The 13,152-nt window shown below is 49.9% G+C and carries 12 protein-coding genes and 2 tRNA genes; 8 read left to right on the forward strand and 6 right to left on the reverse strand.

Annotation, left to right across the window (positions count from 1 at the left end):
- Positions 1 to 50: 50 nt before the first annotated feature.
- The 3 genes from selD to HRU10_08925 all read right to left on the reverse strand — a co-directional run bounded on the left by selD (position 51) and on the right by HRU10_08925 (position 1,594).
- The gene (gene selD / locus HRU10_08915) at positions 51 to 1,154 is read right to left on the reverse strand and encodes a selenide, water dikinase SelD (GenBank protein ID NRA27356.1); all 1,104 of its coding nucleotides are present in this window, start codon (positions 1,152 to 1,154) and stop codon (positions 51 to 53) included.
- 19 nt (positions 1,155 to 1,173) lie between these two features.
- Positions 1,174 to 1,416 carry a DUF2470 domain-containing protein gene (locus HRU10_08920; GenBank protein NRA27357.1) on the reverse strand — a complete coding sequence of 81 codons (243 nt, stop codon included), beginning with the start codon at positions 1,414 to 1,416 and terminating at the stop codon, positions 1,174 to 1,176.
- An 81-nt stretch (positions 1,417 to 1,497) separates the two neighbouring features.
- Positions 1,498 to 1,594 (reverse strand) — tRNA-Sec (locus HRU10_08925).
- A gap of 152 nt (positions 1,595 to 1,746) precedes the next feature.
- Here HRU10_08925 and HRU10_08930 point away from each other — a divergent pair.
- The 7 genes from HRU10_08930 to HRU10_08960 all read left to right on the forward strand — a co-directional run bounded on the left by HRU10_08930 (position 1,747) and on the right by HRU10_08960 (position 10,878).
- Complete coding sequence (locus HRU10_08930) at positions 1,747 to 2,001, forward strand: ribbon-helix-helix protein, CopG family (GenBank protein NRA27358.1); 255 nt, start codon at positions 1,747 to 1,749, stop codon at positions 1,999 to 2,001.
- Entirely contained in the window at positions 1,998 to 2,429 is a 432-nt protein-coding gene (locus tag HRU10_08935) for a PIN domain-containing protein (GenBank protein NRA27359.1), read from the forward strand. Before HRU10_08930 ends, HRU10_08935 begins: the two co-directional genes overlap by 4 nt.
- Positions 2,430 to 2,485: 56 nt before the next feature.
- Entirely contained in the window at positions 2,486 to 3,346 is an 861-nt protein-coding gene (ccsA, locus tag HRU10_08940; protein NRA27360.1) for a cytochrome c biogenesis protein CcsA, read from the forward strand.
- Positions 3,256 to 4,386 carry a glutamyl-tRNA reductase gene (locus tag HRU10_08945; GenBank protein ID NRA27361.1) on the forward strand — a complete coding sequence of 377 codons (1,131 nt, stop codon included), beginning with the start codon at positions 3,256 to 3,258 and terminating at the stop codon, positions 4,384 to 4,386. Before ccsA ends, HRU10_08945 begins: the two co-directional genes overlap by 91 nt.
- Before the next feature lie 56 nt (positions 4,387 to 4,442).
- Positions 4,443 to 4,949 (forward strand): hypothetical protein, encoded by a 507-nt coding sequence (locus tag HRU10_08950; GenBank protein NRA27362.1) that lies wholly within the window; start codon positions 4,443 to 4,445, stop codon positions 4,947 to 4,949.
- A 374-nt stretch (positions 4,950 to 5,323) separates the two neighbouring features.
- Positions 5,324 to 10,126 (forward strand): hypothetical protein, encoded by a 4,803-nt coding sequence (locus HRU10_08955; protein ID NRA27363.1) that lies wholly within the window; start codon positions 5,324 to 5,326, stop codon positions 10,124 to 10,126.
- The gene (locus HRU10_08960) at positions 10,123 to 10,878 is read left to right on the forward strand and encodes a hypothetical protein (protein ID NRA27364.1); all 756 of its coding nucleotides are present in this window, start codon (positions 10,123 to 10,125) and stop codon (positions 10,876 to 10,878) included. The genes HRU10_08955 and HRU10_08960 overlap by 4 nt, the downstream gene beginning before the upstream one ends.
- Before the next feature lie 257 nt (positions 10,879 to 11,135).
- Here the strand turns inward: HRU10_08960 and HRU10_08965 are convergent.
- Positions 11,136 to 11,223 (reverse strand) — tRNA-Ser (locus HRU10_08965).
- A gap of 161 nt (positions 11,224 to 11,384) precedes the next feature.
- Here HRU10_08965 and HRU10_08970 point away from each other — a divergent pair.
- Positions 11,385 to 11,870 carry a hypothetical protein gene (locus tag HRU10_08970; protein NRA27365.1) on the forward strand — a complete coding sequence of 162 codons (486 nt, stop codon included), beginning with the start codon at positions 11,385 to 11,387 and terminating at the stop codon, positions 11,868 to 11,870.
- Between the two features lie 10 nt (positions 11,871 to 11,880).
- Here the strand turns inward: HRU10_08970 and HRU10_08975 are convergent, their stop codons facing one another.
- A complete protein-coding gene (locus HRU10_08975; protein ID NRA27366.1) occupies positions 11,881 to 12,663 on the reverse strand; it encodes an MBL fold metallo-hydrolase in 783 nt (260 codons plus the stop codon).
- Between the two features lie 17 nt (positions 12,664 to 12,680).
- Positions 12,681 to 13,145 carry a Holliday junction resolvase RuvX gene (gene ruvX / locus HRU10_08980; GenBank protein NRA27367.1) on the reverse strand — a complete coding sequence of 155 codons (465 nt, stop codon included), beginning with the start codon at positions 13,143 to 13,145 and terminating at the stop codon, positions 12,681 to 12,683.
- Positions 13,146 to 13,152 lie beyond the last annotated feature (7 nt).

Below are 13,152 nucleotides of genomic sequence, written 5' to 3' on the forward strand. Positions count from 1 at the left end.
ACTGACTTCCTTGATCGGAAGTCCGCCAGAGCCAACCACTTTTTAATTTTTTAGCGCATCCCTATGGGATGGCTGTGTACCGAAATCAGAGGATGCGGAGCTTCAGTTGGTTCCATAATCTCTCCAACGACAGCTTGGCAAGGCGTTCCGCTTTCTTGTAGCAGCTTTAAGGCAGTCTCCAAAGACGACTCTTGTATAGCCAGAAGTAACCCCCCACTAGTCTGCGCATCAGCCATCAGAATTTTTTTCGCCAGGGGAATCGCATCCGACCAAGCCATGAGCGGTTCCAAGGACTCGAGATTGCCGCGGCTCCATCCAGGCACACAGTCATGTTTCTCGATCAGCTCACATACCGCATCATCAATCGCAGGAATAGCATCAGCCTGCAAGCGAGCAGTCACACCACTCGCGAGACACATCGACTTGAGATGCCCGAGGAGACCAAAACCAGTCACCTCCGTGGCACAACAACTGAGGCTCTGTTCTGCAATTTTCGCTCCTGCGGTGTTTAACGTCGTCATCAAAGCAATGGCTCGACTCACAGCCGATTCGGGAGCGATGCCGCGCTTGATACCGGAGGTGATGATGCCCGTGCCCAACGGCTTAGTAAGGACCAAAACATCACCGGGGCGAGCAGCAGCATTCGCCATGTAGCAACCTGGATTCACTATTCCAGTGCAAGCTAGACCATATATTGGCTGGGGATTTTTAATGGTGTTTCCTCCGAGTATAGAGCACTGTGCCTCGACGGCCTTTTCCGCACCGCCACGCAAAATCTCCCGGATCACCTCAGGCTCCAAAGCCTCGTCCGGCATGCCGGTAATCGCCAGCGCCGTTAGTGGCCGCCCCCCCATGGCATAGACATCCGAGAGGGCATTAGTCGCAGCAATCTGCCCAAACGTAAAGGGGTCATCGACTATCGGGGTGAAGAAATCGACGGTCTGGACGAGCGCCTGATCCTCACTGATACGAAATACCCCCGCATCATCAGAAGTGGCATTTCCCACCAGCATACGAGAATCCGGGTATTGCGGCAGGCCTTGTAAGACATCCGCTAGCGCTGATTGACTGAGTTTCGAAGCGCAACCTCCACAGGCTGCTAGATGAGTAAGGCGGGCAGTCTCCTTTTCCTGAGCGGCTAGTTCCTCGATCATAATGAGTTGTGGAAGTGAATCAGTTGCGGCGAGCGCGTTTCGACAGGCTAACCAAAGTCAGGTGTGCGTCCTTCGCGGTCTCCAAACGCTTCTCAAATCCGATTCTAACCGCAACATCTCTTCCGTCTACGGACGCCTGTATGTCCATACCCGCAGCATCAATACTCACCAGTCGAGCCGCGCTGGCTCCTTTCACATCACTATAAGCATCTACATAAAGCAGCACCGAATCAGCATGGTCATCGTTCATATGACTGACCATTGCGGCGACCTGTTCGGCTGTAAAAATCTGATTTTCTTCGGACTGACTCATGTGAATTTCTATTTTGATGGGTAGACTGAATGGCGGAGAGGGAAGGAATCGAACCCACCTCGACAAGGTTCCCTTGCCGACAACGGTTTTGAAGACCGCGGGGACCACCAGGCACCCATTTCTCTCCGAAAGCCCCAAATGATCTTCAGTCTCAACAGGCTGTCAACATCGTGCCACTCCAGATTAGGAGCAAATGGTCCAGATTGATGAATCCACAATCAAAGGCATTGACCTTCAATGCATCATTGAAAATTTTTTATATGATGTTTTTGTGCAGTAATGAGGACTACAATCAACATCAGTGAAGCACTCCTCCATGAGCTGAAACAAAAATCGGCCGAGGAAAATCGAAATCTCAATGCGGTAATCGAAGAGGCACTTAGAGTGGGACTCAATCCATCCCAAACACCGACTAAAGAATTTAAGGTTAAAGCGCGCAAGTTGGGCGTAAAAGCAGCCTATCGTGGAATGAGCATGAATCAGCTCTACGATCAGATAGAGGTCGAAGAATATCTTAAAAAATTAATGCAATGATTATACCCGACGCCAATCTGCTCATTTATGCCTATGACACCGCGAGCCCCTATCACCGCAAAGCCAAGACTTGGTGGGAGCACACGCTATCACAGCCCGAGCCCGTCGGTATCCCCTGGGTTGTCCTGATCGGTTTCACACGCATCATCACCCACCCACAAATCTGTGAAAACCCCTACTCTGTCGAAGAGGCAGAAAACGTTGTAAGCTCGTGGTTTGACATGCCACAAACTCAGATGATTCGTCTTTCGAATCATGCCTGGCGTCAATTTTTTGGCTTACTCAAAGAAGCTGGCATAGGCGGCAACCTCACAACCGATGCAACCATTGTACTCCATGCTATGGAGCACTCGGCAACGGTTCACACAAACGATCTAGATTTTCAAAGATTTTCAGGGATTAGGATGGTTTACCCCCTCAACGACTGATGCCATCACCGGTTCTTCTGAGTTGAAAGCTATCCGGAGGTGTTTTGTATATTCTCATGCTCGAAGGGCTCTCAGACGAACATGCGGTCCTGTGGCTGTCTACTGTGATGTATGCAGTGACGGCTGGGATCGCTCTCCTGCGCACAGTCTTTCGGACACGTTGGGTGCAGGCGGGAGCATACATATTGTTGTGGCTCGCCTTCGGCGTACAACTCGCAGGTCTGAGTATCCGTGGTAAAATTGTTGGAGGCTGCCCGCTAGGAAACCCTTTTGAGATCACACAATTTCTGGTTTGGTCGGGCGTATTCTTATTTTTGGTTACCTTTCCATTCGTCAGACTCAATCTTCTGGGAGCCTTGGTCGGGGCTTCGGCGGCAATACTCAGTGCAGTATCGCTGTCTGTGCCATCTTGGGACTATGAGGCACAGGCGCGTCTGTTTGGTGGCAATCCATGGATTGAGCTACACGCAGCACTCGCCATGTTTAGCTACGGCATGCTGGGTATTTTGGCCCTTATGTCTTCGATGTTTTTAGTCCAACAATACGCCCTCAAGCGAAAGGTCAATTTCCCCATAGCCAGCATCCTGCCATCAGTGCGAGAGCTAGATATCCTTGGGTCTCGACTGCTCATTGCGGGTATGAGCCTCATGACACTTGCTCTGGGTGTAGGCTTTCTTTTTTGGTTTCAGAATGCAGATGCGATCTCCCCGACAAAACTGATAACGACTTCTATAATCTGGCTCGCCTACATCGCAGTCGGAGTTTTGCGCTTGAGAGCCCAGCTCGCGGCGAAACGTTTCGCGCAATCCACTGTTTTGCTCTTTGCATGTATCATCCTGTCGATTGGGCCAATCAGCGGAGATCCGATTTCGGAACAGACCGAGAAGGACATGTCTTCGGTGGAGGTTACACATTGAAGAAAGGCCAGCCCATCCATCTGGTGGCCTGGGGAGCGACACACAAAACAGCTCCTGAAGAACTGCGCGAACGCTTGGCCGTTCCTGAAGACAAGCTCACCGAGGCCTATGAATGTATCCAATCTGGCACCAGCGCTCATGAATGCATGCTGGTAAATACCTGTAATCGTATAGAAATCTACGCAGTGGGTAAGACGAAGAAATTGGCTTCGGATTTAGCTCATAATTACGCCGATTACCGGGGCTTGGCCATCGACGACATCAATGGCCACGGATTCCACCTACATAACCACGAAGCCATCCAACATCTTTTCAGCGTAGCTTCGGGTATCGATTCCTTGATGATTGGGGAAAATGAGATTTTGGGCCAGCTCAAGAATTCCTACTCTCACGCTCAACAGATCAATGCCCTCGGCCCGGTGCTCAACCGCGTCGTCCAAAAGAGCTTTCAACAAGCCAAATGGGCCCGCACTCACACCGGCATTGCCAAGGGACAAACCAGTATCGGTATGGTCTGCGTGGAATTGGCTAACCGCATTCATGGAAACCTGAAATATAGTCGTATCCTTGTCCTCGGCAGCGGAGAAGTCGCCGAAAAAACTGTTGAAGCGCTTCATGGCCGGGGAGCACGAGACATCACAATCTCCAGTCGCACCTATGCTAATGCGCGCAGACTCGCCGGCGCGTTCGGAGGTTCAGCCATCGAATTCCAGCACTTTCGGGATAAACTGATAAATTTCGATATTATCATATCCAGCACGTCGGCAAATGAGACTGTCATCAAGCACGCGGACATCGAGAAAGCGCTCAAGAAACGAGGTGGGCTGCCATACTTCCTCATCGATCTCGCCATGCCTCGTGACGTGGACGCTTCGTTGTCTGAACTTGACGATATCTATCTTTACGACCTCACCGACCTGGCAAATATCGCCAATGAAAACCTAAAGAGCCGCATGGAAGAAGTCGAACGTCTCCGCTTCACTCTGGCGGCTAAGGCCGAAATGCTCTGGAAGTCGATCCACCAACGATTCCGTCGCTAAAAGCCGAAACCACTCCCAACGCTACAACTCAAAGACTCATTGCCGACATCTAAACTGTGCGTCGTGCCTGTTCCATTTTTTTCTCGCTAGCCCTAAGCCTAAATGCAGCTGAAGTATCGTTCACGACCCTAGAGGGTGAACCCTATATTTTTCCGGTGACACCAGGGAAACAAGCCTGGGTTGCCGAGATCCGTATCGAAGGTGAACCCGGACGCCACACCGCGCTTATAGTGGGCCCAAGTAGCCTGCGCGGAATTCGAGTGGGCCAAATGCTCAGTGGTTATGAAAACCCCGATTACCCGGCCATCATTCAGCGCCTCAAAGAAGACTACGCGGAAGCGAGTAGAAAGCTGGTAGACGTCTACACGAACCTGCCTGACACCACCTTTTTCCAGGTAATGAATACGTTTAGTAAAACAGAGCAGGCAGCCCTCTACTCCCTCATGAGCCTGGATGGTCTCGCCAAGTATTTAGAACTTATGGGCCCAGAAGACGCCAAAGCGCTCACGCTCACCCTCGCTCGCCAAAGAACGTTCACACGAGTGATCGAGATTACTCAATAAGCCGAGTCGGTTCGTCGGGATTTCAGACTCGAATAATCAAGCGGTTCGTCGAAGAACTGCATTCAATACTAAAATAGCTGTGATGGTGCTCGAGTTAGGTATCCTCGGCCCGCATATCTTAGAGAATGGCCTCAAATGAACTACCTGAACAATTTTCAAGAATTGATTAGAACACCCGAGATTAACCATATGAAACAATGTAGCTTGATAAGTTTGTTTGGGTAAGTATCCTTTTTCGAATATCCGCTATATTAAGATATTGCAGATCTACCCCTACCCCAAAACCCCTAAATTTTTCTACGATGGCTATACCCCAATCCATACGGAATAAATCACCATACAAAGAGTCCAGAAAAGGTGGTTTTGCGCTCATAATGTCAATCGTGCTAGTGGCGTTCCTATTTTTGCTGCTGGTGAGTTTGTCGACCATTGTTCATGTCGAATCTCAGGTCCAAACGCTTCAAGAAAAAGAAAACGAAGCACGCATGAACGCACTTGTTGGCTTGAGGGTGGCAATTGGAGAACTTCAGCGACACAGTGGTCCAGACCAAAGAGTCACGATGGCCGCAACCTCCCTGTTCCCGCACAAAGACTTCAATGAGCTTTACGACGCGGATAAGGACATCTCAACAAGCTCCATTTACGGAGACACAGTTCCAGCAAGCGAACAAATGTTCGAAATCTTCAAAGATGAAGCCAGAGCCAGTACGCTGCGTAGTTATTTGGACTCTGTGGGTACTTACCTTGTGCCAAATGAAAGAAAGTCTTTTGATCAACGGATTCGAGATTGGTGGAATGAAGGGAAGTCCGCCAATACTTTAAACGATGAACGCAACCCATATTGGACGGCAGTCTTAGACACGTCATTGCGTGTCAACCGAGCGTCGAATCCAAGAGCAACACCTAGCAGCTTGCCAGCCCTGAGTTATGATAGACAAGAGCAGGTCGAATTTGGAGAATACAAAAGAGACCAGGTTCCAATCTGGTTGGTGAGCGGAAATGAGCGCCATACCATAGACCAGGGCGCCGCCGCGAACTATCCCGCAGCCTATTACTATCGTCCTGACGTCCCTCTTGAGGACCTCATTCGCTCCGATCCAGATCTCAATCTGACAAACAATAGTGTAGACGACTATATTGTAGAGCTTGTAGGGGATTCGGCCCCAACGGCAGCCGAGTCTGCCGACGGAATGCACGGGAGAGTAAGTGTGGCAAAGATGCCATTGAAGAACGCTTCAAGTGCAGGGGGAGGAACTACAGTGGGTCATTACGCTTATTGGGTGGGTGACGAGAGCGTCAAAGCAAATTTTGCGGTCCAGGATCCATTTTCTAGTGCCAACGAGGGTACCCCAGAATATAGGAACCGTCTTCAAGTCCCTCAGCGAGTGGGATGGGAACGCATCGGGGGATTTTCGGACCTTTACGACGCTGGCTTGACGACGATCGATCCGAACAGCGAAGATTTTCTAAAACTCATCAATCACCATCAGCTGGGACTCATTGAGCCATTGTTTTCTGATGCTCAGGGTAATGCAGGGCTAAACGCCTCTCCATTAAAGTCTAACTTCCATCACATCACATCTTATTCAAATAGTCTACTGACAAGCACAGCTCTTGGAGGCCTCAGAAAGGATCTGACGCAATACTTAGAAGATGGAGATGGTTTATCAGATTCACGCCCCATTGCGAACCCAGAGCGCTACGCTGCGAACGATCCACGCAGCGATGCCTGGTCGAGCATATTTCCAACCATACCCAGCCAGGGCTTTCCCATCGACAATCCTTTGGCCCTCGATGGAGTTCCGACTTGGGGCCAAGTTCGAGAGTGGTATCAGAATGAAGCATCGGGCGCAGGAGCAGGAGCCATCGAAGTCAATGGAGACACCTTTCCAGTTTTGGCGCGCATGATGATGTGGTGGGGCCTTTCCTATGAGAATGGAACGGTATTTCAGCATTGGTTGCCCCAATTCGTTCTGTGGAATCCTTATGATGTGGGGCTCCAGGAAGCCACATACAGAATATCACCCGGCTTTAGCCCAGAGTTTATGGACCTAATGATAGCGAAAGAAGTGATTGGGAATCAAATAAATGCTGATAGCAGCCCAGTCAACCCTGCCACATTCAACCTTTCATCTTTGCAAGATGAAGAAGAAGCTGATTGGCAGATATATACCATTACCCAGGATGATATCGATCGTGATGGCGATAGTATTGGTTGGCATGGTTTAGACGATGGGATCGAGATCACCAAAACAGTCGGCGAGATCACCACCACGGAGGTCTATCCTCTCTACACCATTAGGGATACCAGCGACTCTGAGAACCAGGAGATCGTTGCATACAGTGAGATACATTCAGTCGGACTCAACGATCAGATTGTTATCTTCAAAGGCTACATTGATGCGGATGGAGACTCGCCCTACACTTCCCTCTCTGGTCAGGATGTGGCCGACAATGACGACGGTGCTTACTTCGCAGCAGTGACCAAATCCAACGAGGAAACCTTTGACTTTACCTACGGACCTTGGCCGTTTCCAGATGCCAATATGGAAAACGGCACTTCGGATGCATTTGGGAACTTTTATTACTGGCTCAAACCAAGTATTGCGAATAACATCAACCTTGCATCAACGCGCTTCGGAACAGCAGGAAGAAACGGTACTACAAATGGGTATTTACACGGTGACATCGCAGGCTGGCGGTCTACACAAGGAAGATTTTCCCTTCGAGTTCTGCCCTTCGAAAGCGCTGTTTCGGACACATCAGAAGAACGTGACATAGATAACCCTCTCTGGTTTGAGATCACAGACTCTTTCGAGGCGGGCGAGGCTAAGATCTTCACAATCGCCAAAGACTTCCTGTGGAACCGCCAGGCCGTCGTGCCCCTAGAAAACGTCCTAGATGAGGCTCGACCCAGCTCAATGCGTTTTCCTCTTTTCGATGTCGCTTTTGGTCCTGCTGACGCTGAAACACAAGACCTGAAAATCGCTGTAGATATGAGGTCTCAAGACTCACTGGTTAACTTTTTTCCACAAATGACTCTCGCTGGAACTGCGGGAGACACAACGCTTGTTGAATCTGCTTACTATTATGACGAATCCCACGGCTTGGGCTTAGTAAGTGAGGGACATGGGGGCATTCATGGCAACTTTATTGGCGGAGAATTCTCCGAGGCGTCGGGGAATCCTTACAACCAAGATGACGATGGAGATGAAATTCGTGACGGCGAAGAACCTCATCCATATCTCACATCAACGTGGCGATATCTATACAATACGTCCAACTTCAGCGACCGGATCGCGTCCACAGAGACCAGTGACTATGAGTCATCGGCAATGCCGTTTCTGAATATAGCGATTCAACCGCTTACCGGGGAGGGCAGCAACGATGCTGAACGGCAATTTAGTAGAGATCGACCCGTTTTCAGTCGCATGTCGATTGCGGCAGAATCCTTTGATTTCCATCCATTCATAGATGGTCAGAGAACCACCGGCTTCACCAACAATCGTCGGCCGGACGGAACATCAGACGGCCTTGGCGGAAGAAGCTCCTTCTTTTTGACAATGGATAAGACGCCTTGGGACGACGGCCATTCAGACGGCAATGGCAGAGGATTTGTCGTGATAAGAAATAACCAGGACAGTTCAGATAATTTATACAGGCCCCTCTCTCAACTCGCCGTTCGGAGTGCTCGACGCGCTAATTCAGAGATACTGTCGCTAGGGCAACTACAGCAAGTTAATCTAGCAAAGCACTATTACCAACCCTTTTCAGTTATAGGAAGCAGTCACGCTTCGTTATACACCGATAGAAGTTCTTTTGCTGGCATAAATTCTCGAGAAATCGGTGCGCAACAGGCCATTAATGCAAAGCGTCATGGAAACAACGCAGCAGATGCCAGCAGCCTTCCCGGAAATCAGATGCTCGATTTGAGCTATATCTCAAATGAGAATATTTGGGATGGCTATTTCCTATCATCAATCACTTCTTCGTCTTTGCTTACAGCCGCTCTTGATGGAGATAAAAACCTGGGCAATAGCCGCTTGAGGTTCACCGATGCAGCACGTGCAGCATCCGATGGTGAAGTTCGCAACTTCAATGGCGCTGCTGCCTACCTTACAAGCATCGGTTCGCTGAATGTAAATTCAACATCAGTCGAGGCCTGGAAAGCGCTGCTTACAGCGTTTAGAGATGTTAGCGTCAGCTCACAATCAGGTTCTCGAAATCCCAGCAATACCCTGCCAATCGTTAGAAGCCTTTTTCCTATCGGCGACGACATTCCGTTCACCGAGACCATAGACGACCCCCTAGCGCTGGGTGCCGTGAGTACTGACAAAGACTATTCCGCTCTATTAAGCGGCTTTCGTTACTTTACAGATTCGATGGTTCAAACGCTTGCTGAACGCATTGTCGACGAGGTAAGAATGCGCGCCCCATTTTTCTCTTTGGCTGATTTTGTTAATAGGCGACTGATACCGCCCGAAGGTGCAGGAGATAGCGATTCAGCATGGTACAGCGCACGTACTGAGCCCGTTGTATTTTCAAGAAATCGCGCAGACTACATGGCGGCTTCCTACGATCCTCTTCCCGGCCTGCATGGGATATCAGGCACAATTCAAAGAGCCTTGGATGTTTCAGGGATCAACGGCGGTGTGAATTACCCAACTCTATCTCCCGATGGAATCGGGGGATCCCTGATAAGAGAAGATAGAGTCTTTCGGCCCCGAATCAAAGTAGGTCCAGCGATAGATTCTAGTGATCTTGACAACAATTTCGATTTTGCTGCGACCTACATACCCCAAAATAATCGGGAGGCACATGTGATGGGTACTACATATCGCCATTATCTCGATACTGAGCACCTAGCAGGAATGGCAGCAGGCGAATCAGGTGCACTCTTTGACGGCACGCCAGCGTTTGTTACCCAAGCTGATATTCTATCGATGATCGGCCCGGCACTCACTGCGCGTGGCGATACATTTGTCATCAGGAGCTATGGCGATTCGGTTGAGCAAGAAACAGGTGTAATCCAATCTCAGGCATACTTAGAAGCAGTTGTGCAGAGAGTGATCGAACCCGTCGAAGCCATTGCTGGAGACGCTTTCCAGACTAATAGCGACATGGGTCGAAAATACCGTGTCGTATCCATCCGCTGGCTTTCAGAAGACGAGGTATGAGAAAGCCTATCCTTACGTTTCTGTTCTGTGCACCGATTTTAGTAGCGTCTGTGTTGGGCCAAGGGATCCTGTCTAGTCCAATTGAAATTCCAACACGAGAACTGGCAGTCTGTTACTTGTTTGCTGACCGCACTCCTAAACTCTTCTATCTAAATACGAACCAAGAGTATACACCGCTGAGGATCGACAGAGTTCGCTTCCAAACCTGGAATCGCATACCTGCTACAAAGGAGTTGATTCTTTATGCAAATGTTCCTGATCCCGAGGTTCCAAATCAAACGAAGATGGTGGAAGCCGGTCGCTATAGCTTACCCGGTGCGACAGGTTTGGAACGGGCGCGATTGCTTTTTTATTTCGATAAAAATGGAAAGACCGACTGGTTTACACTCGAGGCCGATGCTGAGATTCACGCACCCCTTCAGATGCGAGTGATGAACTTGGCAAACATCCCTGTGGCCATATCGGTAGATGGGGATCAAGCGGTTATTCAACCACGTAGCGAAGAATTCTTCACGCCGGTCGATGAGCTAAATGTCAGATACCGAGTTCAATTTGCCTACCAACAACCCGGACAATCCCCATATAGCTCAACGGGAAGCTCTTTCCGATTTCGCCATCTCAGCGAACGACAAACTGTCATATTCGGTTACCAACCAGTCTTTTCATATATCGGAGAGAATGAGAAAGACCGACGACGCGTCTTGAACGGTTGGGAGATTAAGATGCTCCGGTTTTATGATCGTGTTCAGTGACCCATTCCGATATCAAAGATAAAGGCCATGAAGTCAAAAGAAGGAGGACGAGCCTTTAGCTTCTGCTCGCTCTAGTTCGGAGTAACGCTGTTTTCCCATTCAAAAGGTGGAAGAGGAAGAGGGAGTGGACGCTACGCTTTTGTCGTCGCTCTGCTCCTCGGAACGAACCCCTGGGGTTCTCATCCCTCTTCTGAACGACGAGCCTTTAACTTCTGCTCGCTCTAGTTCCGAGTAACGCTGTTTTGCGATTCAAAAGGTGGCGGAGGAAGAGGGATTCGAACCCCCGAGACCTTTCGGCCTAACGGTTTTCAAGACCGCCGCGATCGGCCACTCTGCCATTCCTCCTACCGAGGTGAAAATTTGGTTTTTGGCCTGTAAGATGGCAATAATAAATTTCCTTCAGATTTCTTTCACAGTTTTGTTGCCCCGTCGGTCTTATGCCACTCAATCGCCTTCCGTAACTCACCAGTAAGGTTATATCCTCCTGCACTGTATCCAATCGACCTATGCTCCCCTCGAAAGCCAGAACCAACACGGGCTACCGCGGCGTCATTCGTGTCAATTACGAGAATCAAGGCCAAAACGGTTTTCTCGTCAAAGCTGCTCGCAATGGTAAACGGATCCACAAGCTCATTCACCTGCATCGCTTCGACGGAGACGAAAAGAAAGCTTTTGCCGTCGCGAAGAAAGAAGCAGATGCCTTCTTCAAAGCCAACCCAAAGAAGAAGACTTCTGCCATCGCTTCGGCACCTTCGAAGCGCAACTCATCCGGGGTCGTAGGGGTCCGTCTCGTCGCTCAAAAATACCGATGGCGCTCCAATCCGGAAAAGGAAACTTACAATTATTATGTAGAGGCCAAGTGGAGCCCAGAGCCTCACGTTTATAAGTCCAAGCGTTTTTCAATAAAAGAGCACGGAGAGGAAGAAGCCTGGCGTTTGGCCATTAAAGCGCGCATGGATGGGATCGATTCCGCCGAGAAAAAGCTTACCTAGTTGCAGGATTTCACAATTGTTTATTGAGGCCGTCCCAAGCGAGCTCGACGCCCTCAGGCAAGCCTTGGTTGATCGTCTCGTGATCTACAAAGCTCGCAATATGGGTAAGGTAGGTCTGTTTAGCTCGTATCCTCAAGGCGACGTCAACTGCCTCACTTATCGACATATGGCTAGGATGCGGCTGGGGCCGTAATCCATCCACAATGAGTAGATCCACACCCTCCGATGCAACAATCGCCTCCTCGGGCACTGAGGAACAATCGGTGAAGTAGGCGCAGCGACGTTTTGTCTGTCTCTCCTCGAAGACCAAGCCTAATACTTGAAAGCTCCCATGGGGGAGATCAAATGAACGAATGGTTCCACCTGGTAATTCCAGCACATCAGGCATCGATTCCACTTGAAAAGCAGGATAGCCACGGACACGCGGGCGATCGAGAATCGCATAGGGATACATCGTATGGATACGCCGCGAACCCTCAGTGTTGGTATACACAGGCAATGCTACCCCACCCTGCAAATCACAAAATCGACGTAAATCGTCCATGCCGGCAATGTGATCGGCGTGGCCATGAGTCAGGATAAAAGTATCGATCCACTCGACCGAGTTCTTCAAACACTGCATGCGAAATTCCGGCCCAGCATCGACTTGGATATGATGGCCGCCCATCTCCACATGAATCGATGCGCGCGTGCGCCAGTTCTTTTCGTTATCAAGATCCAAATGCTCAGGATTACCGTGAGCGATCATCGGCACGCCCTGAGATGTGCCGCTACCTAATACCGTAATTTCCATAACTCAGCGAACCCGCTCTAATCGTCTTGCCACATGCCATCGCCACAGGAGTCTGCCGGCATGCCCATCGACGGATAGCGCATATCCAAGAAATCCTGAAGAATCAAAGTCGCCGCACGCGAGTCAAGGTCACCCGATTTGCGATCCCATTTTTGCTTCATCCCACGCAGCTGTGTCTCTACCTGGTGACTGGTCAGGCGCTCATCGACGCGATGAATCGGTAGCACGACACCAGCCTTCTTCAGCTCGCCGATAAAGGCATCTACTTCCTTAGCCTTAAATCCTACCGAGCCGTCCATATTGTAAGGATACCCTATCACAATCTCCTCAATCCTCCGTTCGTGGAGCAGTGTTTTAATGTGCGCGATGCGATGGCTCTTTTTAGAATCGACTGCCGCAGAAATCGGCGTGGCAACAGCGAGGTCATCACCGATGGCCAGGCCGATTCTCTTTTCGCCGTAATCAATCCCAAGGTATTTCATCGCTTTC

It is taken from the genome of Opitutales bacterium (assembly GCA_013215165.1).
GTDB lineage: Bacteria > Verrucomicrobiota > Verrucomicrobiia > Opitutales > JABSRG01 > JABSRG01.